The organism is Pseudomonas sp. No.117 (assembly GCF_054558395.1).
The window spans coordinates 641,725-668,311 of the sequence record NZ_BAAJNP010000003.1 but is presented as its reverse complement, the minus strand read 5'-3'; the positions used below and the strand labels follow the sequence as shown (position 1 = coordinate 668,311).

The 26,587-nt window shown below is 66.8% G+C and carries 23 protein-coding genes and 1 pseudogene; 10 read left to right on the top strand and 14 right to left on the bottom strand.

Features of this window, described 5'->3' with window-relative positions:
* Positions 1-554: 554 nt before the first annotated feature.
* The 3 genes from ACYJP6_RS09865 to ACYJP6_RS09855 are packed head-to-tail and all read right to left on the bottom strand — an operon-like array spanning position 555 to position 3,930.
* Positions 555-2,105: a phospholipase D-like domain-containing protein gene (locus ACYJP6_RS09865; protein WP_459474803.1), complete on the bottom strand. Its 1,551-nt coding sequence runs from the start codon at positions 2,103-2,105 to the stop codon at positions 555-557.
* Positions 2,102-3,382 (bottom strand): NAD(P)/FAD-dependent oxidoreductase, encoded by a 1,281-nt coding sequence (locus ACYJP6_RS09860; protein WP_459474802.1) that lies wholly within the window; start codon positions 3,380-3,382, stop codon positions 2,102-2,104. Before ACYJP6_RS09860 ends, ACYJP6_RS09865 begins: the two co-directional genes overlap by 4 nt.
* Before the next feature lie 59 nt (positions 3,383-3,441).
* A complete protein-coding gene (locus ACYJP6_RS09855; RefSeq protein ID WP_058785672.1) occupies positions 3,442-3,930 on the bottom strand; it encodes an Lrp/AsnC ligand binding domain-containing protein in 489 nt (162 codons plus the stop codon).
* Positions 3,931-4,087: 157 nt separating this feature from the next.
* Here ACYJP6_RS09855 and dadA point away from each other — a divergent pair, with 157 nt between their 5' ends.
* From dadA to ACYJP6_RS09835, 4 genes are all read left to right on the top strand, one after another.
* Positions 4,088-5,386: a D-amino acid dehydrogenase gene (gene dadA, locus ACYJP6_RS09850; protein WP_459474801.1), complete on the top strand. Its 1,299-nt coding sequence runs from the start codon at positions 4,088-4,090 to the stop codon at positions 5,384-5,386.
* Entirely contained in the window at positions 5,361-5,717 is a 357-nt protein-coding gene (locus ACYJP6_RS09845; protein WP_058761624.1) for a RidA family protein, read from the top strand. The genes dadA and ACYJP6_RS09845 overlap by 26 nt, the downstream gene beginning before the upstream one ends.
* Before the next feature lie 86 nt (positions 5,718-5,803).
* The gene (gene alr / locus ACYJP6_RS09840) at positions 5,804-6,874 is read left to right on the top strand and encodes an alanine racemase (protein WP_459474800.1); all 1,071 of its coding nucleotides are present in this window, start codon (positions 5,804-5,806) and stop codon (positions 6,872-6,874) included.
* 180 nt (positions 6,875-7,054) lie between these two features.
* Positions 7,055-7,609: a cupin domain-containing protein gene (locus ACYJP6_RS09835; RefSeq protein ID WP_459474799.1), complete on the top strand. Its 555-nt coding sequence runs from the start codon at positions 7,055-7,057 to the stop codon at positions 7,607-7,609.
* Between the two features lie 617 nt (positions 7,610-8,226).
* Here the strand turns inward: ACYJP6_RS09835 and ACYJP6_RS09830 are convergent.
* Positions 8,227-8,778 carry a DinB family protein gene (locus ACYJP6_RS09830; RefSeq protein ID WP_459474798.1) on the bottom strand — a complete coding sequence of 184 codons (552 nt, stop codon included), beginning with the start codon at positions 8,776-8,778 and terminating at the stop codon, positions 8,227-8,229.
* Positions 8,779-8,924: 146 nt separating this feature from the next.
* On the opposite strand from ACYJP6_RS09830, the gene ACYJP6_RS09825 reads away from it, so the two are divergent.
* Both ACYJP6_RS09825 and ACYJP6_RS09820 read left to right on the top strand, forming a co-directional pair.
* Positions 8,925-9,908 (top strand): hypothetical protein, encoded by a 984-nt coding sequence (locus tag ACYJP6_RS09825; RefSeq protein ID WP_459474797.1) that lies wholly within the window; start codon positions 8,925-8,927, stop codon positions 9,906-9,908.
* A 333-nt stretch (positions 9,909-10,241) separates the two neighbouring features.
* Positions 10,242-12,785, top strand: coding sequence for a cellulase family glycosylhydrolase (locus ACYJP6_RS09820; RefSeq protein WP_459474796.1), 2,544 nt, complete (start codon positions 10,242-10,244; stop codon positions 12,783-12,785).
* A 592-nt stretch (positions 12,786-13,377) separates the two neighbouring features.
* Here ACYJP6_RS09820 and rep read toward each other — a convergent pair.
* Together rep and ACYJP6_RS09810 are read right to left on the bottom strand one after the other, a co-directional pair.
* Entirely contained in the window at positions 13,378-15,390 is a 2,013-nt protein-coding gene (gene rep / locus ACYJP6_RS09815) for a DNA helicase Rep (RefSeq protein WP_459474795.1), read from the bottom strand.
* Positions 15,391-15,450: 60 nt separating this feature from the next.
* Positions 15,451-16,140 carry a hypothetical protein gene (locus ACYJP6_RS09810; protein WP_459474794.1) on the bottom strand — a complete coding sequence of 230 codons (690 nt, stop codon included), beginning with the start codon at positions 16,138-16,140 and terminating at the stop codon, positions 15,451-15,453.
* Positions 16,141-16,313: 173 nt separating this feature from the next.
* Here ACYJP6_RS09810 and ACYJP6_RS09805 point away from each other — a divergent pair, with 173 nt between their 5' ends.
* The gene (locus ACYJP6_RS09805) at positions 16,314-16,898 is read left to right on the top strand and encodes a flavin reductase family protein (protein ID WP_459474793.1); all 585 of its coding nucleotides are present in this window, start codon (positions 16,314-16,316) and stop codon (positions 16,896-16,898) included.
* Between the two features lie 24 nt (positions 16,899-16,922).
* Here the strand turns inward: ACYJP6_RS09805 and ACYJP6_RS09800 are convergent, their stop codons facing one another.
* The 6 genes and pseudogenes from ACYJP6_RS09800 to ACYJP6_RS09775 form a co-directional block, all read right to left on the bottom strand.
* Entirely contained in the window at positions 16,923-17,657 is a 735-nt protein-coding gene (locus ACYJP6_RS09800; protein WP_459474818.1) for a methyl-accepting chemotaxis protein, read from the bottom strand.
* A 120-nt stretch (positions 17,658-17,777) separates the two neighbouring features.
* Positions 17,778-18,767: pseudogene (locus ACYJP6_RS09795) on the bottom strand (methyl-accepting chemotaxis protein); the annotation flags it as partial.
* A 219-nt stretch (positions 18,768-18,986) separates the two neighbouring features.
* Positions 18,987-19,316, bottom strand: a complete 330-nt coding sequence (locus tag ACYJP6_RS09790) for an Arc family DNA-binding protein (RefSeq protein WP_145011440.1) — start codon at positions 19,314-19,316, stop codon at positions 18,987-18,989.
* Between the two features lie 34 nt (positions 19,317-19,350).
* A complete protein-coding gene (locus tag ACYJP6_RS09785; RefSeq protein ID WP_145011443.1) occupies positions 19,351-19,992 on the bottom strand; it encodes a LysE family translocator in 642 nt (213 codons plus the stop codon).
* A gap of 1 nt (position 19,993) precedes the next feature.
* Positions 19,994-20,764, bottom strand: a complete 771-nt coding sequence (locus tag ACYJP6_RS09780) for a 2OG-Fe(II) oxygenase (protein WP_459474792.1) — start codon at positions 20,762-20,764, stop codon at positions 19,994-19,996.
* Between the two features lie 34 nt (positions 20,765-20,798).
* Positions 20,799-21,437 (bottom strand): alanyl-tRNA editing protein, encoded by a 639-nt coding sequence (locus ACYJP6_RS09775; protein ID WP_459474791.1) that lies wholly within the window; start codon positions 21,435-21,437, stop codon positions 20,799-20,801.
* 92 nt (positions 21,438-21,529) lie between these two features.
* Between ACYJP6_RS09775 and ACYJP6_RS09770 the strand changes: the two genes are divergently transcribed.
* The 3 genes from ACYJP6_RS09770 to ACYJP6_RS09760 all read left to right on the top strand — a co-directional run bounded on the left by ACYJP6_RS09770 (position 21,530) and on the right by ACYJP6_RS09760 (position 24,820).
* Positions 21,530-22,513 carry a LysR family transcriptional regulator gene (locus tag ACYJP6_RS09770; protein ID WP_145011451.1) on the top strand — a complete coding sequence of 328 codons (984 nt, stop codon included), beginning with the start codon at positions 21,530-21,532 and terminating at the stop codon, positions 22,511-22,513.
* A gap of 200 nt (positions 22,514-22,713) precedes the next feature.
* Positions 22,714-24,114: a sugar porter family MFS transporter gene (locus tag ACYJP6_RS09765; RefSeq protein WP_459474790.1), complete on the top strand. Its 1,401-nt coding sequence runs from the start codon at positions 22,714-22,716 to the stop codon at positions 24,112-24,114.
* 220 nt (positions 24,115-24,334) lie between these two features.
* Positions 24,335-24,820: a UPF0158 family protein gene (locus tag ACYJP6_RS09760; RefSeq protein ID WP_459474789.1), complete on the top strand. Its 486-nt coding sequence runs from the start codon at positions 24,335-24,337 to the stop codon at positions 24,818-24,820.
* A gap of 3 nt (positions 24,821-24,823) precedes the next feature.
* Here ACYJP6_RS09760 and ACYJP6_RS09755 read toward each other — a convergent pair whose 3' ends face one another.
* Together ACYJP6_RS09755 and ACYJP6_RS09750 are read right to left on the bottom strand one after the other, a co-directional pair.
* The gene (locus ACYJP6_RS09755; RefSeq protein ID WP_459474788.1) at positions 24,824-25,348 is read right to left on the bottom strand and encodes a glycine cleavage system transcriptional repressor; all 525 of its coding nucleotides are present in this window, start codon (positions 25,346-25,348) and stop codon (positions 24,824-24,826) included.
* A gap of 59 nt (positions 25,349-25,407) precedes the next feature.
* Positions 25,408-26,466: an HAD family hydrolase gene (locus ACYJP6_RS09750; RefSeq protein WP_459474787.1), complete on the bottom strand. Its 1,059-nt coding sequence runs from the start codon at positions 26,464-26,466 to the stop codon at positions 25,408-25,410.
* Between the last annotated feature and the right edge of the window lie 121 nt (positions 26,467-26,587).

The following is a 26,587-nucleotide window of genomic DNA, read 5'->3' as shown; positions in this document are numbered from 1 at the left end:
CAGCGAAGCCCAACAGGTCTGGCGCGGTGCTGGTTGTTGGGCTTCGACGGTGGAGCCGTCTCAGCCCAACCTACGATGCCGAAGAGTTGCGTAGGTTGGGTTGAGCGCCAGCGAAGCCTAACGGGGTTGGCAGGGCGCTAGTTGTTGGGCTTCGACGGTGGAGCCGTCTCAACCCAACCTACGATGCCGAGGAGTTGCGTAGGTTAGGTTGAGCGCCAGCGAAGCCCAACGGGGTGGGCACGGCGCTAGTTGTTGGGCTTCGACGATGGAGCCGTCTCAACCCAACCTACGGTGCCGCGGAAGTGCGTAGGTTGGGTTGAGCGCCAGCGAAGCCCAACTGGGTTGGCAGGGCGCTGGTTGTTGGGCTTCGACGATGGAGCCGTCTCAACCCAACCTAAGGTGCCGCGGAAGTGCGTAGGTTGGGTTGAGCGCCAGCGAAGCCCAACAGGATTGCCATGGCGTGGGTTATTGGGCTTCGACGATGAGGCCGTATCAACCCAACCTACGAGCTAACCCCCTCTCCTCCTGGGAGAGGGTTGGGGAGAGGGCGAAGCCTAGAGCATCCGCTCCAGCCCCACCGCCTTGACCACCCAGGCGTTGAAGCGGCGCCAGGCGCTGCCGGGTTCGTGATGCAGCACCCTGGGTTGGCCATCGCGCTCGGTGAGCCACTCCAAGTGCACCTGGCCGCGGTCTTCGACGCGTTTGACGGCATAGGAGACGCTGGGGTCCATGCCCTGCAGCATCAGCTGGCGCAGGCGACCGGTGAGCGCGGGGCTGTCCACCAGGATGCCGACCTCGGTGTTCCACAGCACCGAACGCGGATCGAAGTTGAAGGAGCCGATGAAGGACCAGCGCCCGTCGATGGCCATCGCCTTGGTGTGCAGGCTCGATTCGGAGGCGCCGAAGCTGTAGGGCAGGGCGGACCTCTGCTGGTCCGGGCGGGCGCGCAGTTCGTAGAGCCTGACGCCCTCGGCCAGCAGCGCCGCGCGATAAGGCGCGTAGCCGGCATGCACGGCGGGCACGTCGGTGGCTTCCAGGGCGTTGGTCAGCACCCTGACATCCACCCCGCGGGCGGCCAGGCCACCCAGGTAGGCGACGCCCTGATTCATCGGTACGAAATAGGAGGACACCAACAGCAGCTCGTGCTGGGCACCGTCCAGGGTCGGTTGCAACTGATGAGTGAGCAGCAGCTGCCAGTCCGGCTCGTCGTCGGCCAGCACCTTGCGTGGCGCGTCCCAGAGTGCCTGGGCGTGGGCCCAGGTCAGTTCCTGCAGCCAACCGTCGAGCTGGGGCGCGGTGGCGTAGCGGCGCAGGCGGTTGTACAGCGCCAGGTCCTGGGTGCGTTCGCTGTCGAGATAGTGGTGCAGACGCGCGCGCAACCGCACCAGGGCCTGGGCCGAGGGTGCGAACCAGCGCAGGCGCCGGGCCGGCTGGCTCAGCGGACTGTTCCAGTACTGGTCGAAGCTGGTGCCCAACTGACGCGCCACCGGACCGGCGGCGAGCAGATCGAGATCAGTGAAGTTCATCTCCGGACGGGCGTCGAAGTACTCGTCGCCCAGGTTGCGGCCACCGACGATGGCCACGCTGTCGTCGGCCAGCCACAGCTTGTTGTGCATGCGGCGGTGCTGGTGGTTGAGATCCACCAGCCGGCCCAGCGCCCGGGTCGGGCCGGTGCTGCGGCCCAGGTGCAGCGGATTGAAAACGCGGATCTGCACATTGGGATGGGCGGCCAGCACGGCGATCTGGTAGTCATTGCCGTCGCTGCTGGTGTCGTCGATGAGGAAGCGGATGCGCACGCCGCGATCCGCCGCCTTGAGCAGTTCGTTGACCAGCAGCCGCGTGGTCAGGCCGTCGTGGACGATGTAGTACTGGATGTCCAGGCTGCGCTGGGCCTTGCGGATCAGCTCGGCGCGGGCGGTGAAGGCGTCGGTGCTGGTTTCCAGCAGGCGCAGTCCCGACAGGCCGGGGTGGGCGGCGCCGGCCTGGCGCACCTGGCTATCCAGGGCGGTGCCGGCGGCCGGCAGCACCTGGGAGGCGGTGCGTGGGATCGGCGTGGCGCAGCCGGTGAGCAGCGCCAGCAGCAGGGGGATGACCAGGCGGATCACAGCAGGTCCTTCAGGCGGTACCAGAGCATGCCCAGGGCCAGCAGCGGCGACCGCAGATGGCGACCGCCGGGGAAGCGCGCGTGGGGCACCTGGGCGAAAAGGTCGAAGCCGGCCGACTGCGCCAGGATGGCCTCGGCCAGCAGGTGGCCGGCCAAGTGGGTGGCATTGACCCCGTGGCCGGCATAGGCCTGGGCATGGAAGACGTTGGGGTGCTCGCGCAGCCGGCCGATCTGCGGCAGGCGATTGGCGCCGATGCCGATCATGCCGCCCCAGGCATAGTCGACCCGGACATCGGCCAGCTCCGGGAAGACCTCCAGCATCTTCGGCCTCATGTAGCCGGCGATGTCCTTGGGGTCCCGTCCGGAATAGTGGCAGGCGCCGCCGAACAGCAGCCGGCGGTCGGCGGAGAGGCGGAAATAGTCCACCGCCACGTTCTGGTCGCAGACCGCCCGGTTGCCCGGCAGCAGCCGCGCGGCGCGCTCGGCGGATAGCGGCTCGGTGGCGATCACGTAGCTGCCCGCGGGCAATATCTGCGCGGACAGCTCGGGTTGCAGGTCGTCGAGATAGGCGTTGCAGCAGAGCACCAGGGTTTCGGCGCTCACCCGGCCACGGGTGGTATGCACCCGTACCTTGGGGCCGTATTCCAGGCGGGTAACGTGACTGCCTTCGAAGAGTCGTACGCCCAGCGCCCTGGCCGCGGCGGCCTCGCCCAAGGCCAGGTTGAGCGGATGCAGGTGGCCGGAGCCTTCGTCCACCAGGGCCCCTGCGTAGCGCGCGGAACCGATCACCTCGGCCAACTGGGCCTGGGGTACCAGGCGTAGCGGATGAGGGTAGCCCAGGGCCTGGAGGGCGGCGTGCTCCTCCTGCAGGTGCTGCCAATGGCGCGGCTTGTTGGCCAGGTCAGCGAAGCCCCAGCTGAGATCACAGGCGATGCCGTGCCGGGCGATGCGCTGGCGCACCAGGTCCACCGCCTCGAAGCCCAGGCGTTTCAACTCGCGCACGCCCTCGGCACCGATCACCGGCTCGAACTGCTCGACGTCGTGGCCGACGCCGCGGATCAACTGGCCGCCGTTGCGCCCGCTGGCGCCCCAGCCGATGCGCCGCGCCTCCAGCAGCACCACGCTGGCGCCGCGCTCGGCCAGTTCCAGGGCGGTGTTGAGCCCGGAAAAGCCCCCACCGACCACACAGACATCGGCCTGGACCTTACCCTCGAGGGGCGGGAAGCTCAGCGTCTGGTTGGCGGTGGCGGCGTAGTAGGAGGGGGCGTGGGCAGACATGAACGGCTTCACTTCGGGCGATGCGGGACCCTACCGCGTCGGGCGCGTGGCGAAAAGCCTCAATCCGGCACCGGCAGGCTCAGGGTCTCCTTGATCTCTTCCATCACGATGTAGCTCTTGGATTCGCGCACATGGGGCAGCTTGAGCAGGATGTCGCCGAGCAGCTTGCGATAGGAGGCCATTTCCGAGATGCGCGCCTTGACCAGGTAGTCGAACTCGCCCGAGACCAGATGGCATTCCAGCACCTGGGGCAGCTTGAGCACGGCGCGGCGGAATTCCTCGAAGGTGTCGCCGGACTTGTAGTCGAGGCTCAGCTCGACGAACACCAGCAAGCCGGCCTTGAGATGCTGCGGATTGAGGCGGGCGTTGTAGCCCTGGATGATGCCCTCGCGCTCCAGGCGGCGGACCCGCTCGGTGCAGGGGGTGGTGGACAGGCCCACCCGTTCGCCCAGCTCGGTGAAGGAGATGCGCCCATCTTCCTGGAGGATGCGCAGGATATTGCGGTCGATCTTGTCGAGCTCGCGTCGAGCCTGGTGATGGGTACGCATCGCGGGGGTCTCTGCCGAAGGAGGCTTTGCCGGAAAATTACTCCGAATATAGGCAATTCTTCAGTGATTAGCACTGCGAGCGGCTTTCTATACTTGCCGTATCTACCTTCATTCCGACGAAAGCCGGCGAAATCCTCTCGCCGGCCAGGAGCTAGCGATGCGTGTACTGGTTTTGGGAAGTGGCGTCATCGGCACCACCAGCGCCTACTATCTGGCCCGCCAGGGGTTCGAGGTGGTCGTGGTCGATCGCCAGGCCGGTCCCGCCTTGGAGACCAGCCATGCCAATGCCGGTCAGGTCTCGCCTGGCTATGCCTCGCCCTGGGCCGCGCCCGGCGTGCCGCTCAAGGCGCTTAAGTGGCTGTTCCAGAAGCACGCGCCCCTGGCCATTCGCCTGACCGGCGATGCCAGCCAGTACCTGTGGATGGCGCAGATGCTGCGCAACTGCACCGCGGCCCGCTATGCGGTCAACAAGGAGCGCATGGTGCGACTGTCCGAATACAGTCGCGACTGCCTCGACGAGCTGCGCCAGGACACCGGCATCGCCTACGAAGGCCGCCAGCTGGGCACCACCCAGATCTTCCGTACCCAGCAGCAGGTGGACGCCGCAGCCAAGGACATCGCCGTGCTGGAGCGCTCCGGCGTGCCCTTCGAACTGCTCGACCGCGACGGCGTGGCCCGGGTCGAACCGGCGCTGGCGGCGGTCAAGCACAAGCTGGCCGGTGGCCTGCGCCTGCCCAACGACCAGACCGGCGACTGCTTCCTGTTCACCAATCGCCTGGCCGAGGAAGCCCGCCGCCTGGGCGTGGAATTCCGCTTCGGTGCCCAGATCCAGCAACTCAGCGCCAGTGGCGACCGGATCGACGGTGTCAAGGTCGACGGCGAGTTGCTTACCGCCGATCACTATGTGCTGGCCCTGGGCAGCTACACGCCCCAGCTGCTGGCGCCCTTGGGCATCCGCGCCCCGGTCTATCCGCTCAAGGGCTATTCGCTGACGGTGCCCATCGTCGATGCCAGCATGGCGCCGACCTCGACCATCCTCGACGAGACCTACAAGGTCGCCATCACCCGCTTCGACGATCGCATCCGCGTCGGCGGCATGGCCGAGATCTGCGGCTTCGACCTGAGCCTGGATCCGCGGCGCCGCGCGACCCTGGAAATGATCACCGGGGATCTCTATCCTCGCGGTGGCGACCTCGCCCGGGCCAGTTTCTGGACCGGCCTGCGACCCACCACCCCGGACGGGACCCCCATCGTCGGTGCCACCCGCTATCGCAACCTGTTCCTCAACACCGGGCACGGGACGCTGGGCTGGACCATGGCCTGCGGCTCCGGTCGCCTGCTGGCCGACCTGATCGCCCGCAAGCGCCCGCAGATCAGCGCCGAGGGTCTCGACATCTCCCGCTATTCCGCCAACCAGGAGTCCCCGCGCAATGCCCGTACAGCGTCTGCACACTGATCGCCGCCTCAGCGAAATCAACATCCACAACGGCACCGTCTATCTCGCCGGCCAGCTGGCCGACGACTTTTCCGGCGACATCTACCAGCAGACCCGCGAGACCCTGGCCAACGTCGACAAATTCCTCGCCGAGGCCGGCAGCGACAAGCAGCACATCCTGGTGGTGACCATCTTCCTGCGCGACATCGCCCTACACTTCGAGGGCATGAACCGCGCCTGGGACGAATGGGTCGCCCAGGGCGCCACCCCGGGTCGCACCACCGTGGAAGCCAAGCTGGCCAAGCCGGACATCCTGGTGGAGATGAACGTCATCGCCGCGGTGAAGGCGTAAGACCGCTGTTCCCCCTCTCCCCCTGGGAGAGGGCCGGGGTGAGGGTGCTGCAGACCCTCCCTATATCTTCCTTGCCGAGACCTCCCATGCGTCCCGCCCACGCCGTCATCGACCTTGCCGCCCTGCGCCACAACTACCGCCTGGCCCGTGAACTCGCCGACGCCCGCGCCCTGGCGGTGATCAAGGCCGATGCCTATGGCCATGGCGCGGTAGCGGTGGCCAGCGCCCTGGCGCCCGAGGCCGATGGCTTCGCCGTGGCCTGCATCGAGGAGGCCCTGGAGCTGCGCGCTGCAGGTATCCGCGCGCCCATCCTCTTGCTGGAAGGCTTCTTTACCGCCGACGAATTGCCGCTGATCGCCGAACACGATCTCTGGACGGTGATCCACGCCGACTGGCAACTGGAGGCCCTGGAGCGGGCCACCCTGGCGCGACCGCTGCAGGTCTGGCTGAAGCTGGATTCGGGCATGCACCGGGTCGGCTTCTTTCCCCAGGACTACGCGGCCGCCTACCGGCGCCTGCTGGCCAGCGGCAAGGTCAGCGGCATCGTCAAGCTGACCCACTTCGCCCGCGCCGATGAACCGGACAGCCCGGCCACCGCGGCCCAGATCGCCACCTTTCGCGCGGCCACCGAGGGCCTGCCGGGCCCCACCAGCCTGCGCAATTCGCCGGCGACCCTGAGCTGGCCCCAGGCGGCCGGCGACTGGGTACGACCGGGGCTGATGCTCTACGGCGTCTCGCCCTTCACTGCGCCCCAGGCCGCCGCCGAACGACTGCAGCCGGTGATGACCCTGACCTCCCGGGTGATCGCCGTACGCGAATTGCCGGCCGGCGAGCCGGTGGGCTATGGCGCCCGCTTCGTTACCTCGGGGCCGACTCGGGTCGGGGTGGTCGCCCTGGGCTACGCCGACGGCTATCCGCGCCATGCGCCCAATGGGACCCCGGTGGCCATCGAGGGCCGTCCCGGCCAGTTGATCGGCCGCGTCTCCATGGACATGCTCACCGTCGACCTCAGCGATCATCCCCAGGCCGGGGTGGGAAGCCAGGTCGAATTCTGGGGGAAGCAGGTCTCCGTCGCCAACCTGGCCGAACGCTGCGACACCATTCCCTACCAGTTGCTGTGCAATCTCAAGCGGGTGCCGCGCAGTTATCGCGACTGAGTCTGGCGCCGGTCGTGCGGGCGGCCACGGGTAGGCTGGCAGGGCCCGCCCTCCGCACGTCCGTCGCGGTGTTGTAAATCTCGAACAGCGTTGCCATGATGCCGAACACCGTGCCGCGGCACGCCTTCAGCGCGTGGCCTGGCCACGTCTCACCCGCCTGCTCGAGGAGTCTTTTCCACCTTGGACGTCGGTGCCCGCCTGCAAACCATCCGTACCCTCAAGGGCCTGTCCCAGCGCGAACTCGCCAAGCGTGCCGGGGTGACCAACAGCACCATCTCGATGATCGAGAAGAACAGCGTCAGCCCCTCCATCAGCTCGTTGAAGAAGGTGCTGGCCGGCATTCCCATGTCCCTGGTGGAATTCTTTTCCCTGGACCTGGAACAGGATGCCCCGACCCAGGTGGTCTATCGCGCCAATGAACTCATCGACATCGCCAGCGGTGCCCAGACCGTGCGCATGCGCCTGGTCGGCCGCGCCCATCCCAGCCGCGCCCTGGCCTTTCTCGACGAGACCTATCCGCCGGGTGCCGACACCGGTGAAGAGATGTACGCCCACGAAGGCGAGGAGGCCGGCCTGGTGGTGGAGGGCCGCCTGGAGCTGACCGTGGGGGGTGAGGTGCACATCCTCGAACCGGGCGACAGCTACTACTTCGAAAGCAGCCGCCCGCATCGCTTCCGCAATCCCTTCGAGGCCCCGGCCCGGCTCATCAGCGCGACCACGCCGGCGAATTTCTGAGCATCTGCGTCACGAACTCGTAGGGTGGAAAACGGCGCAGTTTTTCCACCTGGAGTCGGTGCCAAGGGTGCCCTCACCCCAACCCTCTCCCGGAGGGAGAGGGGGCTGTTCGAGTTGGCGCTCGAGTTCCTCTGTCCGTGTGGGGTGGAAAACGGCGCAGCCTTTTCCACGTTGAAGTCGGTGTCTGGGGCGGCCCTTACCCCAACCCTCTCCCGGAGGGAGAGGGGGCTGTTCGAGCAGGGGTTCGGCTTCATCGGCGCCGTCCCATCGCGGCCATGGGCCGCTCCTACAGGATCTTTGCTAGATCCGGAGTCTGGGCGTAGCCCTTTTCGCTGAGAGCCTCGTGGCCAAGGGCGCCCTCACCCCAACCCTCTCCCGCAGGGAGAGGGGGCTGTCCGAGTTGGCGCTCGAGTTCCTCCGTCCGCGTAGGGTGGAAAACGGCGCAGCCTTTTCCACGTTGAAGTCGGTGTTTACCCCAACCCTCTCCCGGAGGGAGAGGGGCTGTCCGAGTGGACGCTCGAGTCCGTAGGTTGGGCTGAGACGGTTTCATCGTCGAAGCCCAACACTGCCGCCCCGCCGAGGCAAGGGCTGTTGGGCTTCGCTGCGCTCAACCCAACCTACGGCGCGATTTCCCACAACATCTCTTCATCGATTCCCAAGGCTGCCAACTCCGCCCGGCGCAGGGGTTCGTCCTGGGCGAGGAAGAACTCGTCCAGCTGCGGCGGCGCCACACCGCTGGCCAGGAGCAGGGCGTGGGCCTGGCCGCGGTGGTGCAACTGGTGGACGAAGAGGTGTTGCAGGGTTCGGTCGACCCGTTCTCGCACCGGGCCGGTGGCGCGGGGAAGGGTGATGAGTTGGGTCAGCCGCGCCGGTTCGAGCGCGCGACACAGGGCGATCAGCCGCTGGTCGCTGGCGGCCTGGGCCGCGCTCAGCGTGGCCAGGTCCGGCCAGGGCTGATCGCGATAGGGCCGAGACTGCCCATACAGGGCGTCCAGGTAGAAGCCGTCGACATCCAGCAGGTGGGTGAGCAAGGCCCAGAGCGAGCCGAAGAAGGCCGCCGGCTGAGCGGCCTGCAGGGCAGCGGCCGGTAGCTCGGCACAGGCCGCGAGCAGCCGGTGATTGGACCAGCGCGCATTGCAGGCCTGGGCGACGAGCAGGGTAGTGGGCATGGAGCTTTCCTCGGCCAAGTGCCTGGACACCTACTGTAACCCGAGCAGATGTGCGGGGCGTCGCAGCCTGGCTCGCCCTGGTGTTGAGGCCCTGGCGGCGCTTTGCCATGCTCCGCCGCTGCCATCACTCTGCAAGGAAGCCTGAGATGCGAAGCCTTTCGCGACGGTTCGGCCTAGGCCTGGCGCTGGGCCTGCTGTGGATGGGCGCGGCGCGGGCCGCCGAGCCCGTGGCCCTGCCCGAGTTGCCCTATATCCCCCTGGGCGTGGTCGGCCACGACAACAACGCCGCCTATCCCGATGCGCAGATGGAGCGGCGGCTGCAGCTGCTCGACCGCTACAACCTGCGCAGCTATCGCTCCGGCGAATTCCTGCTGCTCGACCTGCCGCGGCTGGATCGCCTGGTGGCCCTGGCCCGCCAATACCGCATCACCCTGAGGCCGGTGATCACCCAGCAGCTGACCCAGGCGCAGGCCTATGCTCTGGCCAAGCGCTACGCCCAGGACATCAAGATCTGGGAGATCGGCAACGAACAGGATTATTCCCGGGTCGGCGCCGGGATTCGCATCAGCCGGCTGGTGGACATCTACCGGGGCATCCGCCGGGCGTCCGACGAACTGGGCGCCGGCCTCGAGACCACCATCAACGTGATGTCCTGCAACCCCCACGACACCGGCCCCAAGGCGCGTTGCCCCAACCAGCCGCAGGGCTCCCTGTGGTTCCTCGACCAGGCCAAGGCCGCCGGCTTCGACTTCGACCACATCAGCTTCCACTACTACCCGCACTACCACGACCGTGGCCGCTGGATGGACCTCTACCTGGGCCAGATGCGCGCCATGGCGGAAAAGTACCGGACCCGGATCTTCTTCAACGAGGTCAACTGCGGCGAGATCTACAGCGGCAGCACCGATGGCGGCCGGCCCGGTGACCGTGGCTGCCACGACAGCCTCGAGGCCATCCTGTCCGAACTCAATGGCCGTTACCGCGACGTGGTCCGGGAGATCAACGTCTACGAATTGCTCGACGAGCCGACCCATCCGGTTCCCCACGAGCGGCACTTCGGCCTGATGTACGACCTGGATCGACCAAAACCGGTCATGGCGTTGATCCGGCGCTATGCCGGGGCACCCTGAGGCGCCAGAAAGCGGGCGAGCCTGACTCTGAGCCTTGATCGGTCCCGCGCGTGACCAGGCGGTCACCGATAGACGGTAGCTAAAGTGCCATCATCGGCACCGTACATCTGGCAAAACGCCGCGTTCACCCCTGCTCGATGATGGCACGGGTTCTTATTGGTCTACCGCTTGCACTAGGCTTTGCAGGTGTCGGGGAAACGATCTTCTCCGGCAGTTTTCCTGCTGTACCGAGGTGGGATGCACGGATCGAATCGCGCACCTCGGCCTATCTGGTTCCTTTGCATGACAATCCTTAGCTCTATCTCTCGCCGCCTGCCGCGTCAGGCGCTGCTCTTGCCTGCCCTGTTCGCTACCGCTTCGCTCGCCACCTCCGCCCAGGCCGTTGACCTGGTCGGTCTCAACTTCTCCGGCGCCACCTTCGCCGCCCAGGTACTGCCCGGTGTCAACGACCGCAACTTCATCTTCCCGGCCGAAAGCCATTTCCAGCAGTGGAGCGCCAAGGGCGTGAAACTGGTGCGCTTCCCCATCCTCTGGGAGCGCCTGCAACCGTCCATGGGGGTCAATCTCGATCCCACCTACGCCGGCCTGATCGATCGCACCCTGGGCTATGCCCAGAAGTACGGCGTCAAGGTCATCCTCGATCTGCACAACTACGCCCGCTACCAGGGCAAGGTCATCGGCGCGGGCGAAGTGCCCTACGAGGCCTTCCAGAATCTCATGACCCGTGTCGCCCAGCGCTGGGGCACCCATGCCGCGCTGTACGGGTACGACATCATGAACGAGCCCCACGACGCCGTGAGCAACTGGCCGACCGCCGCCCAGTACGGCATCAACGGCGTGCGCGTGGCCGATTCGACCCATCCGATCTTCATCGAGGGCAACGGCTGGGCCGATACCACCCGCTGGCCGCAGTGGAACGATGCCCTGCTCAAGCTGACCGACCCGGCCAACAACCTGGTCTTCATGGCCCAGGCCTTCTTCGATACCAATCTGAACGTGGCGAGCCTGGCATCGAGCTATGGCGTCGACCGCCTCAAGCCCTTCGTCTCCTGGCTCAAGACCAACAACAAGCGCGGCTTCATCGGCGGCTTCGGCGTACCGGATACGGATGCGCGCTGGTTGCCGATCCTCGACGCCATGCTGGCCTACCTGAAGCAGAACTGCATTCCGGCCACCTACTGGGCCGCCGGCCCGGGCTGGGGTACCTACAACCAGGCGGTCGAGCCGATCAACGGCAAGGACCGTCCGCAGTGGGCGGTACTCGCCAAGTACCTCGACAAGGACAGCTGCAGCGGCATCGGCCCGCAGGTGACCCCGACCGCCACGACCCCGGCCAAGACCGAGACCGCTACCGGCGGGGCGACCGCGGGCAACACCGGCGGCACGGGTACTACCGGCACCACCTCGGGTACCACCACTGGCGCCACGCCTGCGACCGGCACCGGTACTACCGGGGGCGCTACGGGGACCGGCGCGAGCACGGGAGGCACTACGGCTACCACCGGAACCGCCGCCAACGCCACGACCTCGTCCAAGCTGACCACCGTCGAACAGCTCTACCTGGCCTACTACGGGCGGGCGGCCGATGCCGGCGGCCTGAACTACTGGGCCTCGCGCCTGGCGAGCGATATGAGCGTCGAGCAACTGGCGGCCACCTTCGCCGCCAACAGCGAATCCACCGCGCTCTATGGCTCCCTGAGCGGCGCAGCCTTGGTCAACCAGGTCTACCAGACCCTCTTCGGACGGAGCGCCGACAGCAGTGGCAGCGCCTACTGGACCAGTCGCCTGGCCAATGGCGTGACCTCGCGCGCCAACCTGCCGCTGGAGATCATGCGTAGCAGCGCGGGTGACGACAAGACCGCCTTCGACAAGAAGGTGAGCACGGCCCTGGCCCAGGGCAGCACCACGACCACGCCGGTGGCCAGTGCGCAACCGGTGCAGAACGTGGTCCAGCCGGTGCAGTCCGGTACCGTCTCCTCGGCGCCCCTGACCGGCTATGCCAACATCCCGCTGGGGGTGGTGGGTCACGACAACAGCGACGCCTATCCGGATGCGGAGATGGAAGCCCGTCTGCAGTTGCTGGCGGCGCGCAACCTGCGCACCTATCGTTCCGGCGAGTACCTGGTGACCAACTTCGACCGGCTGGATCGGCTGGTGACCCTGGCACGCAAGTACAACATCACCCTGCGGCCGGTGATCACCCACAAGCTGAGCCAGGCACAGGCCTACACCCTGGCCAAGCGCTACGCCAAGGACATCAAGATCTGGGAGGTCGGCAACGAGCAGGACTATGCCAAGGCCGGTGCGCAGGACCGCATCAACGTCCTGGTCGGCATCTACCGCGGCATCAAGCAGGCCTCGGACGAGCTGGGCGCCAACCTCAAGACCACCATCAACGTGATGGCCTGCAACTCGGACGACAAGACCGCCACCTCACGCTGCCCGGGTGATCGCAATGGCGCCATGTGGTTCCTCGACCAGGCCAAGGCGTCGGGCTTCAACTTCGACTACGTGAGCTTCCACTACTACCCCTACTTCGACGACAAGGGTTACTGGATGGACATGTACCTGGGGCAGATGCGCGCCATGGCCACCAAGTACAAGACCAAGGTGTTCTTCAACGAGATGAACTGCGGCAACGTCTACCAGGGCAACACCGACGGCGGTCGCGCCGGCGACCAGGCCTGCTACGACAGCGTCAAGCAGATGCTCACGGTGCTCAACACCAGCTACAAGGACGTGGTGGCCGAGATCAACGTCTACGAATTGCTCGACGAGCCGAACAACCCGGTGGTCCACGAGCGGCACTTCGGGATGATGTATGACCTCAAGCGTCCCAAGCCGATCTTCGACATGGTGACCAGCTTCGCCAAGTAAGGCGGAGCGACAACTGCACCGCCCCCGCTGCCTGACAGGTAGCGGGGGCGTTGTCGTTTTGGGGGCTTGTGCCTGGCTGGTCTGGAGCGGGGTTTGCCCTCACCCCAGCCCTCTCCCGGAGGGAGAGGGGGTGGATCGGCGTGGGGGTGGGTGTTGGTAGGTCCCTGAAGCGGGAGGTAGTAGGCGCCGTACTTCCTAGGTGAGGGGGTGGATCGGCGTGGGGGGCGTTGGTAGGTACTTGAAGCGGGAAGGAGCAGGCGCCCTTCCTAGGGGAGAGGGGACGGCGTGGAGTGGACGTTGGCAGTCACCTGGAGCTGCGACGTGGCAGGCGCTGTTGATGCTCCCCTCTCCCTTGGGGGAGGGGCTGGGGGTGAGGGGGAGTGCCAAGCAGAGGCTAGTCCGGCGTGAAGCGGGCCCTAACCCTAGCCCTCTCCCGGAGGGAGAGGGGACTGATCGGTGTGGTGGGTTGGTCGCGTAGCCAGTGGCCTTACGACGAAGCCTAAGGCGAGATGCCTCGGCTCGCGGCGGCACGCGCTAGCCCCCTCTCCCTCCGGGAGAGGGTTGGGGTGAGGGTAAGCGCCAGCGGAGGTCTTCACCCCCGCTTCAACATCGCCCGCATCGCTGCCAGGGCGTCATTGCCGCGGGCGGCCTTCTGTTCCTGAGGCGCTTCTTCAAGGCCTTCCCACTGCAGGTCCTCGGGCGGCAACTCGTCGAGGAAGCGGCTGGGGGTGCAGTCGATCAGCTCGCCGTACTGCTTGCGCCGGGTGGCGTAGGTGAATGCCAGGGTCTGGCGCGCGCGGGTGATGCCCACGTAGGCCAGGCGGCGCTCCTCTTCAATGGTGTCGGCCTCGATGCTGGAGCGGTGCGGCAGGATCTCCTCCTCCATGCCCATGATGAACACATAGGGAAATTCCAGGCCCTTGGAGGCGTGCAGGGTCATCATCTGCACCCCGTCGGCGCCTTCCTCTTCCTCCTGTTGACGTTCGAGCATGTCACGCAGGACCAGCTTGGCGATGGCGTCCTCGATGGTCAGCTGGCCGTCCTCATCCTTTTCCAGGATGTTCTTCAGCGCATCCATGAGGAACCAGACGTTACCCATGCGGAAGTCGGCGACCTTGTCGGAGCTGGCGTTCTGCCGAATCCAGTTCTCGTAGTCGATGTCCATCACCATGCTGCGCAGGGCGCCGATGGGATCTTCGCCGGCGCAGTTCTGGCGCACCCCGTCCATCCAGCGCTTGAAGCGCGCCAGGCGCTCGGTGAAGCGGGCGTCCAGGTGTTCGCCGAGGCCAATCTCGTCGGCGGCGGCGTACATGGAGAGGTCGCGGCTGCCGGCATAGTTGCCGAGCTTTTCCAGGGTGGTAGAGCCGATCTCCCGGCGCGGCACGTTGATCACCCGCAGGAAGGCGTTGTCGTCGTCCGGATTCACCAGCAGGCGCAGGTAGGACATCACGTCCTTGACCTCCTGGCGGGCGAAGAAGCTGGTGCCGCCGGAGAGTCGATAGGGAATCTGGTGGTGCTGGAGCTTGAGCTCCATCAGCTTGGCCTGGTGGTTGCCGCGATAGAGGATGGCGAAGTCCGCGTAGGGCCGCTGGGTCTTGAGGTGCAGGGTGAGGATCTCCAGGGCGATGCGCTCGGCCTCGCCGTCCTCGTTCTTGCAGCGCAGCACCCGGATTGGATCGCCGTGGCCCATCTCGCTCCACAGCTGCTTCTCGAACACGTGGGGATTGTTGGCGATGAGCACGTTGGCGCACTTGAGGATGCGGCTGGTGGAACGGTAGTTCTGCTCCAGCATCACCACCTTGAGCGAGGGGAAGTCGTCCTTGAGCTGCATCAGGTTTTCCGGCCGCGCGCCGCGCCAGGCGTAGATCGACTGGTCGTCGTCGCCCACCACGGTGAACTGGGCGCGCTCCTGCACCAGCATCTTTACCAGCAGGTACTGGCTGGTGTTGGTGTCCTGGTATTCGTCCACCAGCATGTAGCGGATGCGATTGCGCCAGCGCTCCAGCACCTCGGGGTGTTCCTGGAACAGCTTCACCGGCATCAGGATGAGGTCGTCGAAGTCGACCGCGTTGTAGGCCTTGAGGGTGCGCTGGTAGTGCAGGTAGACCACCGCGGCGGTCTGCTCCTTGGGCGTGCGCGCCTTTTCCAGGGCCTCTTCCGGCAGGATGAGGTCGTTCTTCCAGTTGCCGATGTAGTTCTTGATCTCGTCCAGGCCGTCGTCGCCCTGGTACTCCTTCTGCATGATGTCGGTGAGCAGCGCCTTGATGTCGCCCTCGTCGAAGATGGAGAAGCCCGGCTTGTAGCCCAGGTGCACGTACTCGCGGCGGATGATGTTCAGCCCGAGGTTGTGGAAGGTGGAGACGGTCAGGCCGCGGCCTTCGCCGGCCTTGAGCAGGCTGGCGACCCGCGCCTTCATCTCCCGCGCCGCCTTGTTGGTGAAGGTCACGGCGCAGATGTACTGGGCGCGGATGCCGCACTGCTGCACCAGGTAGGCGATCTTGCGGGTGATGACGCTGGTCTTGCCGGAGCCGGCGCCGGCCAGCACCAGCAGGGGGCCGCTGATGTAGGCCACGGCTTCGGCCTGGCGGGGATTGAGCTTGGACATGGCGGACCGAGGGGTGACGACGCTGGGCGGAGGATTTTACCAGCGCCGCCCCTTCCGGTCTCAGGGCTTGGGCGCGGGAGCGACGAAGGTCAGCTGGCGCGGATAGCCGTACTTCTCGCCGGGCAGCGTCGGGCTGTCGAGAAAGACGCCCATGCTGCGGCCGAATTCGCTGACGTGGGTGACGGCGTAGTCCTGGCCGTCGGCCAGGCGGACGATGGCGCCGGGTTTGAATTCCTCGCGGTTGCGCTCGGTGACCGGGATGGAGACGCCGGCCGCCTTGCGGTAGATGCCCTTGAGCCAGTCCTGGTTGGTGAAGTCGTTGATAGGGGTGTTGAAGCGCCCGGGCAGGCGTTGCAGGTGGCGCCCGGTCCCCGGGGCGTCGTCCACCACCAGGCGCCGCGGATAGCCGACGGCCTCGGCGTCCAGCGGCTCGCCCTCGACGAACACCGCCAGGTTGTCGCCAACGCGCTGCACCTCGGTGATGGCGCGCCACTGGCCGTCACCCAGCTGGACCTGGCGGCCGCTGATGAAGCCCTCGACGTTGGCCGGGGTGGCCGGAATGGTCAGGCCGGCGACCCGGCGCAGCACGCCGCGATCCCAGTCCTCGTTGCTGAAGTCGTTGATGGAACTGGAGAGTAGCGGCTGGGCGCTATGGGCAGTCGCCACCGGGGTGGGCTGGGCCTGGGCCAGCGGTAGACCGAGACAGCAGGCGGACAGCAGCAGGGCGAAGAAGGCTGGGCGAGAGCGCATGAGGTCTTCCTTAACGCGATTTTCTTGTCGGTCCCGGGCGGGGAGTGGGCGATAGACCCTGGATGCCCCGGTGCGTTTGCCGCCTAGGGCAAAAAGCGGCAACTTTTTGTCCAGTTGGCGTCGAATGGCAGTCATTACCCTAGTCTGATCCCCCTGTTGCAAGGAGTCCAAGCATGTCCACCACGCTCGCCCCCGTTCCCCTGGCCAAGGCCTATCGCCTGCTCAACCACGGCCCCACGGTGCTGGTCAGCGCTGCCCATGGCGGCCAGCGCAACGTCATGGCCGCCGCCTGGGCCATGGCGGTGGATTTCGAGCCGTGCAAGGTGGCGGTGGTGCTGGACAAGCAGACCTGGACTCGCGAATTGCTGGAGGGCGAGGGCAACTTCGTGCTCAACGTACCCTGCGTCGCCCAGGTGGATCTGGTGCAGACGGTGGGCAACACCACCGGGCGCGAGGTGGACAAGTTCGGCGCCTATGGCATCGAGACCCTGGCGGGCGAGCAGGTGACGGCACCGCGGGTAGCCGGGTGCGTGGCCTGGCTGGAATGCCGGTTGCTGCCGGAGGCGCACAACCAGCAGGGCTACGATCTTTTCCTCGGCGAGGTGGTCGCCGCCCAGGCCGACACCCGCGTGTTCCGTGACGGCCACTGGGACTTCGCCGGCCAGGACCGCCTGCGCACCCTGCACCATGTGGCGGGCGGCCATTTCCTGGTGATCGGCGACGGCATCCAGGGCCGGATGCTGGATCCTCGCGCCTGAATCCGGCTACGCCAGACCTCCTGCTCAGACGCGGAAGCGCGCGACCATCTGCTGGAGGTCGCCGCCCAGGCGCGCCAGCTCGTTGACCGAGGCCGCGGCATGGGCGTTGGCGTTGGCCGATTCCTCGGCGAGGCCACTGACCTTGACCACGTTGCCGTTGATCTCCTCGGCCACCAGGCTCTGCTCTTCCACGGCGGTGGCGATCTGCTGGTTGAGGCTCTGGATGTCCGCCACCGTCTGGTAGATGGCGTCCAGGGCGCGTTCGGCGTCCTGCGCCAGGGTCACGGTGCCCAGCGTCCGGTCGCGGCTGGCCTGCATCCGCTCGCTGGCTTCCGTGGTGCCTTGTTGCAGGGTGGCGATGAGCTGGCCGATCTCCTGGGTGGACTCCTGGGTCCGCTGCGCTAGGGAGCGCACCTCGTCGGCCACCACGGCGAAGCCGCGGCCCTGCTCACCGGCGCGGGCGGCTTCGATGGCGGCGTTGAGCGCCAGCAAGTTGGTCTGCTCGGCGATCCCCTTGATAACGTCGATGACACTGCCGATACGGCCGCTGGCGGCATCCAGACGTTCCATGGCGGCGCCGAGGCCCTGGACCTCTTCCGCGGCCAGGGTGATCTCCTGGGCCGCACGCTTGACCGTACGGCTGCCCTCGCGGGCCATGCCGTCGGCGGTCTGGGCGGCGCTCGAGGCATTGGCGGTGTTCTGCGCCACGTTGTGCACGGTGGCCGCCATCTCGTTCATGGCGGTGGCCACCTGGTGCATCTCGTCGCGCTGCTGGGTGACGCCGCGGCTGGTCTGGATCCCGAAGGCGGAAAGCTCGTCGGCCGCGCTGCTGAGCTGGCCGACGCCGCTGGCGATGCCGCCGACCAGCTGGCGCAGGTCGTCGGCCATGGCCTGGGTGGTGCGCTGCAATTCGCCCAGCTCGTCGCGCCGGTTCACCGTGCTGCGCAGGGTAAGGTCGCCCGCGGCGACGCGCTTGAGCATGCCCATGGCGGTGGCCAGCGGCTGGGTGATCTGGCGAGTGATCAGCCAGGCGGCGGCGACGCCGACCAGCAGGGCGATCAGGCTGCTGAGCAAGAGTTTCAGCAGGGCCGCCTGGCGCTCGGCGGCGGCGGACTTGAGCTGGCCCTCGCTCAATTGGTCGAGCAGTTGCACCAGCTTGTTGCCCTGCTCCTGCAGGCTGCCGACGGCGGCCTGGGCCTGCCGGCCCTGGGCGGTGATGGACTCGAAGAAGGCGCGATAGCGGGTCACGTCCTGGGTCGCGCTGTAGAGGCGCGCGGCGGTGTCGCCATCGATCTGCTGCCGGGTGGAGGCCAGGGTCGCGAGCAGGTCGTCGATGACCTTGAGCGCCGCCTGGGCCTTGCTCTCGTCGGGAGTGCCAAGGTAGCGGCGGATTGCCAGGCGAATGCCGACCATCTGCACCTTCATCTGGGCCACCGCCTTGAGGTCGGCGGTGCTGTAGCCGCCCCCTGGCGTGAAGACCAGCTCGAACAGCTTGTCGAAGGTCTCGGTGACGTTGTCGGAGACCCGGGTCAGTTCCTTCTGCGCCTCGGCACTGGTCTGGTTGGCCTGCTGCAGGGCGGCGAAGCGCTCCTGATAGGTCTTCATCTCCTGTTGGACATTGCCCAGGATGGCGACATTGGCCGGGTTGGTCAGCAGGGTGAAGCCCTGGGCGATGTCTTCCGACACGCGGGCCAGGGTGGCTTGCTGCTTGGCGACGGTGGCGGCGCCGGGATCGAGCAGGTAGGCCTTCTCATCGATCCGGACCGTGAGGATGTCCGCCTTCAACTGGCCGCTGTAGCGCGTCTTGTTGATGCGCTCGATCAGGGTGTTGGCGGTGAGATAGCCGAACAGGGCCACCACCGTCACCATGACCAGCAGGGCGCCGAAGCCTAGCGCGAGCTTCTTGGAGATGCCGAGGTTGCTCAGCCAGGATGCTTTGGAAACAGACATGACAGTACCGGGAAGAGGTTCGAGGTGCCTCTTCATCGGCCGTCCCGCTGGTTACTTGAAAGCCGCACGTCAGGGCCGCCCGTGGCGGGCGGCCCCGATCCGACGACCGGCCCCTTTCCCGAACGACGCCGCTCGCGGTCAGGCGGTTTCGCGGTTGGCCAGGGGTACCGGCAGCTCCAGCTCCAGCACCGAGATCAGCGCCTTCTGCTGCCGCTCGTTGAGCTGGCGGAAGCGCTGCAGCAGGAGCTGCTCGCTGGCGTTGAGCAGGTCGTCATCCTGATCGACATGACCCTGTTCCAGCACGCCGTCCTGCACCAGGCTGCGTTCCAGCCAGGCGACGATCTCGGTGTTCATGCTGTGGCGATGGGTACGGGCCACGGCGGCGATGCGTTCACGCATGCCGTCGGGCAGGCGGACGACGAACTTTTCCGTGGGAATACCAGCGGGAGCGCGGTGGACGTAAGGCATGGCGGACCTCCAGGAATAACAGGGGTAGCTGACGTCAAAGCGCCGACAACAGCAGTCGACCGGCGAAGAAAACCAGCACCAGGCCCATGGTTCGCTCGAACCAGTGGCCCAGGCGCAGGAAGGTCTGGCGAACGCGGGGGCTGGAGAACAGCAGGCTGACCAGGGCGAACCAGCCGGCGTTGACCGCGCACATCCACAGGCCGTAGAGGCCCTGCACGGCCAGCGGCGTCTCGGCGCTGACCACGGTGGTGAAGATGGCCAGGAAGAACAGGGTGGCCTTGGGATTGGTAGCGTTGGTCAGGAAACCGGTGAGGAAGGCCTTGCCCGGCGCCTGGCGTTCCAGGTCGGCGGCCTGCCACTGGCTGTCGTCCAGCGGGGCGGCGGTGGGCTTGCTGCGGATCAGGTTGAAACCCAGCCAGAGGATGTAGGCGCCGCCCAGCACCTTGGCCGCGTCCAGCAGCCAGGGGGTGGTGTGCATCAGGGCGCCGATGCCGAGCAGGGTATAGAGCACGTGCACCGAGATGCCGGCGCCGATGCCCAGGGCGGTGCACAGCCCGATCAGCCGGCCGAATCTCACGCTCTGGCGCACGGTCACGGCGAAGTCCGGACCGGGTGCCAGCACCGCGAGGAAATGGATGGTCGCCAAGGCGAGGAATTCGCTCAGGTAGGGGGACATGTCAGCTCCAGTACGTCAGGGGTTCGGCGACCCCGCGATAACCGACGAAACACGACAGCGACAGGCGTGGCTGGTCGTTGCCGGGGGTCACGGCGTGCATGCGGCGGGAATTGAACAGGATCAGATCGCCCGGCTCGGGGCGGATGGTCAGGCAGGGCGGTCCCAGGCGGTCGGGCTCGATGCCATAGCTGTCGCCGCGCAGGGCGTCGAAGGCGTCCGGGGACAGCTCCTCCGACCAGAGCTGCAGCTCGCCGCCGACACTGGGCATGGTCAGGTAGACGTTGCAGGCCAGTTGCGTCGTCAGGCTCTCGGCCTCTTCGCTGCCCGGCGCGTCCTTGGCGAAGATGTCGTGGTGAGCGAGAAAGCGCACGCCCGGCTTCACCACCCGCGAAAGACCGACGTACATCTTGCGTCCCCAGAGGGTCTGCAGCCGGGCACCACCGGGCCAGACCTCGTCGAGGGTGCAACGCACCAGATCGATGGGGTTGAGGTAGGGACGACAGCGCCGGCGCAATTCCTCCAGGTTGTTGGCGACGCTGGCGAAGTAGTCGTCCATCTGCGCGCGCTGGTTTTCCGCCTCGTAGAAGGCCATGCCGATGCGGCCGATGCTGGGCGCGTTGGTGTAGGTGGCGAAGCCGTTGCCGAGGATTTGCTGGCCGAGCTCGTCGGCCAGGGGGCGGGGCACGAAGTGCCGGACGCGGACGGCTAGCAGGCGTTCATCGGTGAGACGGAGCAGGCTCTCGGTGTCGAGAGCGTCGAGTTCGAGCAGCATGGCGCTTCCTTTCTGCGGTGAGGTGGGCGGTTGATCAGGCGCCAGCCATGTCGTAGCTCACCAGCAGGCGCCCCTTCTTTTCCTTGAGGCCCAGGGCGCTCAGCGCCCCGACGCCACGGGAGGAGCGCACGTGGGTGCCGCCGCAGGCATAGCGCGCGACGCCCTCGCCGAAGCTCACCTGGCGTTGGCCATCGGGGTGCACCTCGACGTGCAGCGGCAGGTCTTCTTCCACCAGGGCGTCGAAGTGCGCCTGCAGGTCCTGGGTGTCCAGGGGACGCGGCTCCAGGCCAGGTACGAATTCGATCTTGCCTTCACCCGGCCAGTGATGGGCCTTCACCGGCTTCCAGCCATAGGTCTCGCCGATATGGCCAAGCAGGTGCCCGGCGGAATGCAGCCGCGAGTGCAACTGGCGGCGGCCCTCGTCGACCCGCGCCAGCACGCGACCGGGGGCGAGGGGACGGTTGGCGAAATGCAGGATGCGCTCGCCATCCTGGATCACCCGGGTGACCTCGGCCGTGCCGATCCAGCCGGTATCGCTGGGCTGGCCACCGCCCTGGGGATGGAAGGGCGTGGCGCGCAATTCGATGACATAGCCGTCCTCCGCGGCGCTGCAGGCGTGGACCTCGACCTCGGCGATCAGGCTGTCGCTCAGGAAATACAGGCGTTCGGTCATACGTCTACTACCTAGAAAACGAGAAACGACCTCATTCTAAAGATCGTACAAGAGGGTGATAATCCACCCACCCTCCAAAGGAATTTTGCGCTGTGAGCATAAGTCTTCCCCTGCCGCTGCTCAGCGAGATGGCCATCTTCGTGCGGGTCGTGGAGAGCGGCAGCTTCTCTGCGGCGGCCCGTCAGCTGGGCCTGACCCCCTCGTCCACCAGCCGTAGCGTGGCGCGCCTGGAGAAGGCCCTGGGCACCCGTCTACTCAATCGCAGCACGCGCAAGCTGCGCCTGTCGGAAGCGGGCGAGGAGGTCTATCGACGCTGCAGCGACATGGTCGGTGCCGCGCGGGCGGTGCTGGAGGTCAGCGGCCAGTTCAACCAGGCGCCCGCCGGTATCGTGCGGTTGTCGGTGCCCAAGGCGGTGGGCAGCACGGTGATCCATCCGCACATGGCCGACTTCCTGCGTCGCTACCCGGCGGTGGACGTGCAGCTGCTGCTGGAGGACCGCTACGTCGACCTGATCGACGAGAACGTCGATCTGGCGATCCGCATCACCGATCGACCGCCGCCCGGCTTGGTCGGCCGCCAGCTGCTCACCATCGAGCACCTGCTGTGCGCCACGCCCCAGTACCTGGCCGAGCACGGCCAGCCCACGCACCCGCGCGATCTGGCGCAGCACAGTTGCATCTACCTGGCCGAGGAGCCGTCCGATTCGCGCTGGAAATTCCGCCAGGGCAGCAAGGTGGTCCACGTCACGGTGCGCGGTCGCTACGCCGCCAACCACACGGGCGTGCGACTGGACGCGGTGCTCAACCATATCGGCATCGGCAGCCTGCCGTTCTTCACCGCCCAGGCGGCGCTGGCCCGCGGCGAGGTCATCCAGGTCCTGCCGGAGTGGACCTTCCTGCCGCACTACTACGGGGGCGCCTGGCTGCTCTATCCCGCGACCCGCCATCTGCCGCCGAAGCTGAAGGTGTTCATCGACTTTCTCGTCGAACGCCTGAGCGACCAGGCGCTGCGCCAGGGACAGGGCGCGGCCGCCTTGCCGGAGCGGCGCTTCCAGGAATTGACCATCGGCAGCTGAGCGGCGATGACGCCCTGTTCGTGACACACCTCTCAACTCCCGTCACCCCGGGTATCGTTAGGTGAAACGATTCACCTAACGTTTCTCTCCCGAGGACACCGGCGTTTTTCCTGGGCCATCCTGGCCACGGCCCGCCCGTGCTGGTGGACCGGGTCGCCGCTGCGATCCTTGCCCTGGCAAAACAAGAAAGGATTTCCCCCATGCTCGCTTCATCACCCTCGCTCGCCGCACCCGTGGCGGCCACCCCGCGCAAGGGGCTGGTCGTACTCATCGCCGTGATCGCCGCCCTCGGTGGCCTGCTGTTCGGCTACGACACCGGCATCATCGGCGTCGCCCTGCTCGGCCTCGGCCGGGAATTCGCCATGGACGACACCGTCAAGCAACTGGTGACCGGCGCCATCATCTTCGGCGCCCTGTTCGGCTGCCTCGGCACCGGCCCGATCTCCGACCGCCTCGGCCGGCGCAAGACCATCATCGGCGTGGCCCTGGTGTTCGCCCTCGGCTCGGTGCTCTCGGCGCTGTCGCCCAACGTCACCCTGCTGATTCTGTCGCGCTTCCTGCTCGGCCTGTCGGCCGGCAGCTCTACCCAGATCATTCCGGTGTACATCGCCGAGGTGGCGCCGCCGGAGCACCGTGGCAAGCTGGTGGTGCTGTTCCAGTTCATGGTGGTGTTCGGCATCACCGTGGCCTACTTCACCGGCTTCGCCCTCGACGAGCACTGGCGCTGGATGTTCGGCCTCGGCTTGGTGCCGGCGCTGATCCTGCTGGCCGGCATGGCGGTACTGCCGGAAAGTCCGCGCTGGCTGCTGGTCAAGGGCCGCGAGGGCGATGCCCTGGCCGTGCTGGAACGGGTTCGTGGCGGCAAGGCCGCGGCCCAGGCCGAGCTGGCCGAGATCAAGACCGTCAGCAACGCGCCGGAAGGCAGTTGGAGCGACCTCTTCTCGCCCTGGGTCCGCCCGGCGCTGCTGGTGGGCGCCGGCATCGCCATGTTCTCGCAGATCACCGGCAACAACGCCCTGATCTACTACGCACCCACCATCCTCACCCAGGCCGGTTTCTCCGACCAGACCGCGGTGCTGGCCACCGGCTGCAGCACCATCCTGGTGGTGATCATGACCGTGGTCGGCAGCTTCCTGGTGGACCGCATCGGTCGCCGCCGCTACCTGCTGACGCTGATTCCTGGCTCCATCATCGCCCTGGCGATCATGGGCTACCTGTTCCAGGGCGCCGGTCCCCAGACCGATGTCGAGCGCTGGACGGTGGTGGCCTGCCTGGCCGCCTACCTGATGCTCAACTGCGGCGGCTTCGGCGTCTGCATCTGGCTGATCAATGCCGAGGTCTATCCGCTGTTCGTGCGCGGCAAGGGCGCCAGCGTCGGTGCCTTCAGCCACTGGGGCTTCGACCTGCTGGTGACCCTCACCACCCTGAGCCTGGTGACCAAGCTGGGCGCCGCCCATACCTTCTGGCTCTATGCTGGGATTTCCCTGGTGGCGCTGCTGTTCATCTGGCGCCTGGTACCGGAGACCAAGGGCAAGAGCCTGGAGCAGATCGAACACGACCTGCGCGAGCGGCGCTTCTTTCCCTATCAGCGGAGGGGCTGAGCGCCGGCTCCAGTGCCAGAGCCTGTTCAAAGTCTGCTGCGCGTCGGCCAAACGGCGTTGAAGAGGCCTGCGGAATGCTCATTTACCACGCGTAAACTGCGCTTCCTCAGGCCTCTTCGCCTTGTTTGTCCCTAGCTCGCGAGCCTTTGAACAGGCTCTGGGGTCGTAATAGAAGCGAGGAATTCTTTTTGCTTCTGTTCGCCTGTGCCGGAGTCCTGCCATGCGCCCCCTCACCCTCGACCTCGATCTGCTGGCTGCCGCTCTGGACAGCCGGGAGCGGGGCACCCACTTCCTCGACCTTGAAAGCGGCGCCCTGCGCCTGCTCGATCCGGACGATCTCAGTCTGGAAGAGCGCGAAGAGCTGGAAGATCCCGAGCGCTACCTGCCGCTGCCGCGGCTGACCCAGGAGGATCGCCTGGAACTGCGCGAGGCCTTCCTGCACCAGCTGCGTCATCCCCATGCCCAGCCGCTCTTGCGCGCGGCCCTGGAAAGCCGGCGACCGATCCGCACCTTCGACTACGAACTGGAGCTCTTCCCCTCGGTACGCGAGGCCTGGCAGGCCTTCGCCCTAGGTCGCCTCAAGGAGGAGGTCCTGGTGCTGCTGGATGAAGCCGGCCTGGAAGCCCTGCCGGCGGACGGGCGGATGCCGTTGCCGGACGATGTCCCCGAGGGCATCCGGCGACGGCTGGAGAAGGGCCGAAGCTAAGGCCTAGTCATGCCCGTGGCGATAGAGCCTGAGCTCCACCATCAGGTCATCGGTGAGGGTTTCCAGGTGCGCCTGCAGGGCCTCGAGTTCGAGCTCGGCCGGGAGCGCCAGCAGGGCGGTGGCATGGAACAGCACCTCGCTGCTCATGGGCGCCGGGCGGGTCTCGGTGGACAGGCGTTCGACGTTGACCCCGACCTGGTGCAGCGCCCGGGTGATGTCGCGGACGATGCCGACCCGGTCGTTGCCCAGCAGGTCCAGCTGCACCAGGGGGGCACCTACCGGTGCCGGCTGGCCGGGTTCGCCGACCAGGATGCGCAGGCCGGGAATGGCCAGCTGCTGCAGGGTTTCCACCAGGCCATTGCGCAATTCCGGTTCCACTTCCACCGAGAGGATGCCGGCGAACTGGCCCGCCAGGTGGGCCATGCGGCTTTCCAGCCAGTTGCCGCCCTGGGCGGCCACGCAGTCGGCCAGGGCTTCCACCAGACCGGAGCGATCGGGGGCGATGACGGTCAGGACCAGGTGTTCCATGGCGGGCTCCAGGGCGGGCAGAAGGAGTTTCCAGTCTAGCCCGCCCGATCGCCGGCGGCCTACTGGATATCCTCGGGTTTGACGATCACCCAGTGCTTGTCCGCATTCACCGCCACCCCGGCCTTGGCCTGGCCCTCGGCGTTGCTCTTCATCATCGCCTCGATCTGGGTGCGGTACTTGGACTTGCGGTCGATCCACAGGTGGATGCCGCCCTTGGCGCCGTCCACGCCCTGGAACAGCATGGGGCCGTCGCTGACCGGGGTGTCGCCGCCGACCAGGATGGGCTTCTTCCAGGGGTCTATGTAGGTGAGGATGGCGGCGTACTTGCCGGCGAACCAGGTGGCCGGAGTCCAGAGGTAGGGCGTGACCTGCAGCTTGAGGTTGGCCTGGGAATCGTACTTGCCCTCGGCGATCTGCTTGCGGGCGGTGGTCAGGGCGCCGCTGGCGGGGTCCTTGAGCAGGGTGGTGACGCCGATGACGTTCTCCGGCTTCACGCCGTAGCCGTAGCGCGGGTCGGACGCCACCATGCGCACCAGCTCCTCATGGGCGGCGCTGATCACATAGACCTCGATGCCGTTCTCCATCAGCTTGTGATAGAGCTCCTGCTGGCCGGTGAAGGGCTTGGGCGGATTGATCTCCACCGTCTCGACCTTGTCGTCCTTGCCATAGTAGGTGGCGGGGATCGGCTTGCCATAGGCCATCAGCTCGTCGACGTAGCCTTTGAGCTGCTTGAGGGTGAAGCCGGAAAACACCTGGGCGACCCAGGGGTAGCAGACCAGGTCGTCGATCTCGCACAGCCGGTAGTAGTAGCTGTTGAGGCTTTCCTGGTGGCCGCCGACGTCCTTGAAGGGGATCAGCTTGAGCGAGGGATCGAGGGTCTCGCGGGTCAGCACGCCCTTCATCTCCAGGAAGGGCAGCAGGGCCTCCTCCAGGTCGTAGCGATAGCTGGTGTTGTCCATGTCGAACACCGCGTAGTTGCCCTGGTTGGCATTGGCGGCGATCAGGGCGTCGAGCTGGCGGGCGGCGTCGGCCGGCCAGTGGGTCAGCTCGGTGGCGGTAGCGGCGAGGCTGAGCAGGCCACCGGCCAGGCCAGCGAGAAGGCGGGGAAGGATGGGCATCGGCGGGCTCCGGCACGGCGACCGCGGTATGCGGTCAGCTGGTCTAGACCATAACAAAAGGTCATGACAGTTCGATGCGAGGAGCGACCTGGGGAGGCGCGAGAGCGGCAGGACCTGCCGC

Coding starts and splice junctions, on each gene's coding strand:
- ACYJP6_RS09760 (WP_459474789.1), top strand. CDS start 24,335: ATGCGCCCCCTCACCCTCGACCTCGATCTGCTGGCTGCCGCTCTGGAC.
- ACYJP6_RS09785 (WP_145011443.1), bottom strand. CDS start 19,992: ATGTCCCCCTACCTGAGCGAATTCCTCGCCTTGGCGACCATCCATTTC.
- ACYJP6_RS09775 (WP_459474791.1), bottom strand. CDS start 21,437: ATGACCGAACGCCTGTATTTCCTGAGCGACAGCCTGATCGCCGAGGTC.
- ACYJP6_RS09800 (WP_459474818.1), bottom strand. CDS start 17,657: ATGCACCAGGTGGCCACCGCCATGAACGAGATGGCGGCCACCGTGCAC.
- dadA (WP_459474801.1), top strand. CDS start 4,088: ATGCGTGTACTGGTTTTGGGAAGTGGCGTCATCGGCACCACCAGCGCC.
- ACYJP6_RS09860 (WP_459474802.1), bottom strand. CDS start 3,382: ATGTCTGCCCACGCCCCCTCCTACTACGCCGCCACCGCCAACCAGACG.
- ACYJP6_RS09855 (WP_058785672.1), bottom strand. CDS start 3,930: ATGCGTACCCATCACCAGGCTCGACGCGAGCTCGACAAGATCGACCGC.
- alr (WP_459474800.1), top strand. CDS start 5,804: ATGCGTCCCGCCCACGCCGTCATCGACCTTGCCGCCCTGCGCCACAAC.
- ACYJP6_RS09825 (WP_459474797.1), top strand. CDS start 8,925: ATGCGAAGCCTTTCGCGACGGTTCGGCCTAGGCCTGGCGCTGGGCCTG.
- ACYJP6_RS09830 (WP_459474798.1), bottom strand. CDS start 8,778: ATGCCCACTACCCTGCTCGTCGCCCAGGCCTGCAATGCGCGCTGGTCC.
- ACYJP6_RS09750 (WP_459474787.1), bottom strand. CDS start 26,466: ATGCCCATCCTTCCCCGCCTTCTCGCTGGCCTGGCCGGTGGCCTGCTC.
- ACYJP6_RS09755 (WP_459474788.1), bottom strand. CDS start 25,348: ATGGAACACCTGGTCCTGACCGTCATCGCCCCCGATCGCTCCGGTCTG.
- rep (WP_459474795.1), bottom strand. CDS start 15,390: ATGTCCAAGCTCAATCCCCGCCAGGCCGAAGCCGTGGCCTACATCAGC.
- ACYJP6_RS09790 (WP_145011440.1), bottom strand. CDS start 19,316: ATGCCTTACGTCCACCGCGCTCCCGCTGGTATTCCCACGGAAAAGTTC.
- ACYJP6_RS09765 (WP_459474790.1), top strand. CDS start 22,714: ATGCTCGCTTCATCACCCTCGCTCGCCGCACCCGTGGCGGCCACCCCG.
- ACYJP6_RS09780 (WP_459474792.1), bottom strand. CDS start 20,764: ATGCTGCTCGAACTCGACGCTCTCGACACCGAGAGCCTGCTCCGTCTC.
- ACYJP6_RS09805 (WP_459474793.1), top strand. CDS start 16,314: ATGTCCACCACGCTCGCCCCCGTTCCCCTGGCCAAGGCCTATCGCCTG.
- ACYJP6_RS09810 (WP_459474794.1), bottom strand. CDS start 16,140: ATGCGCTCTCGCCCAGCCTTCTTCGCCCTGCTGCTGTCCGCCTGCTGT.
- ACYJP6_RS09845 (WP_058761624.1), top strand. CDS start 5,361: ATGCCCGTACAGCGTCTGCACACTGATCGCCGCCTCAGCGAAATCAAC.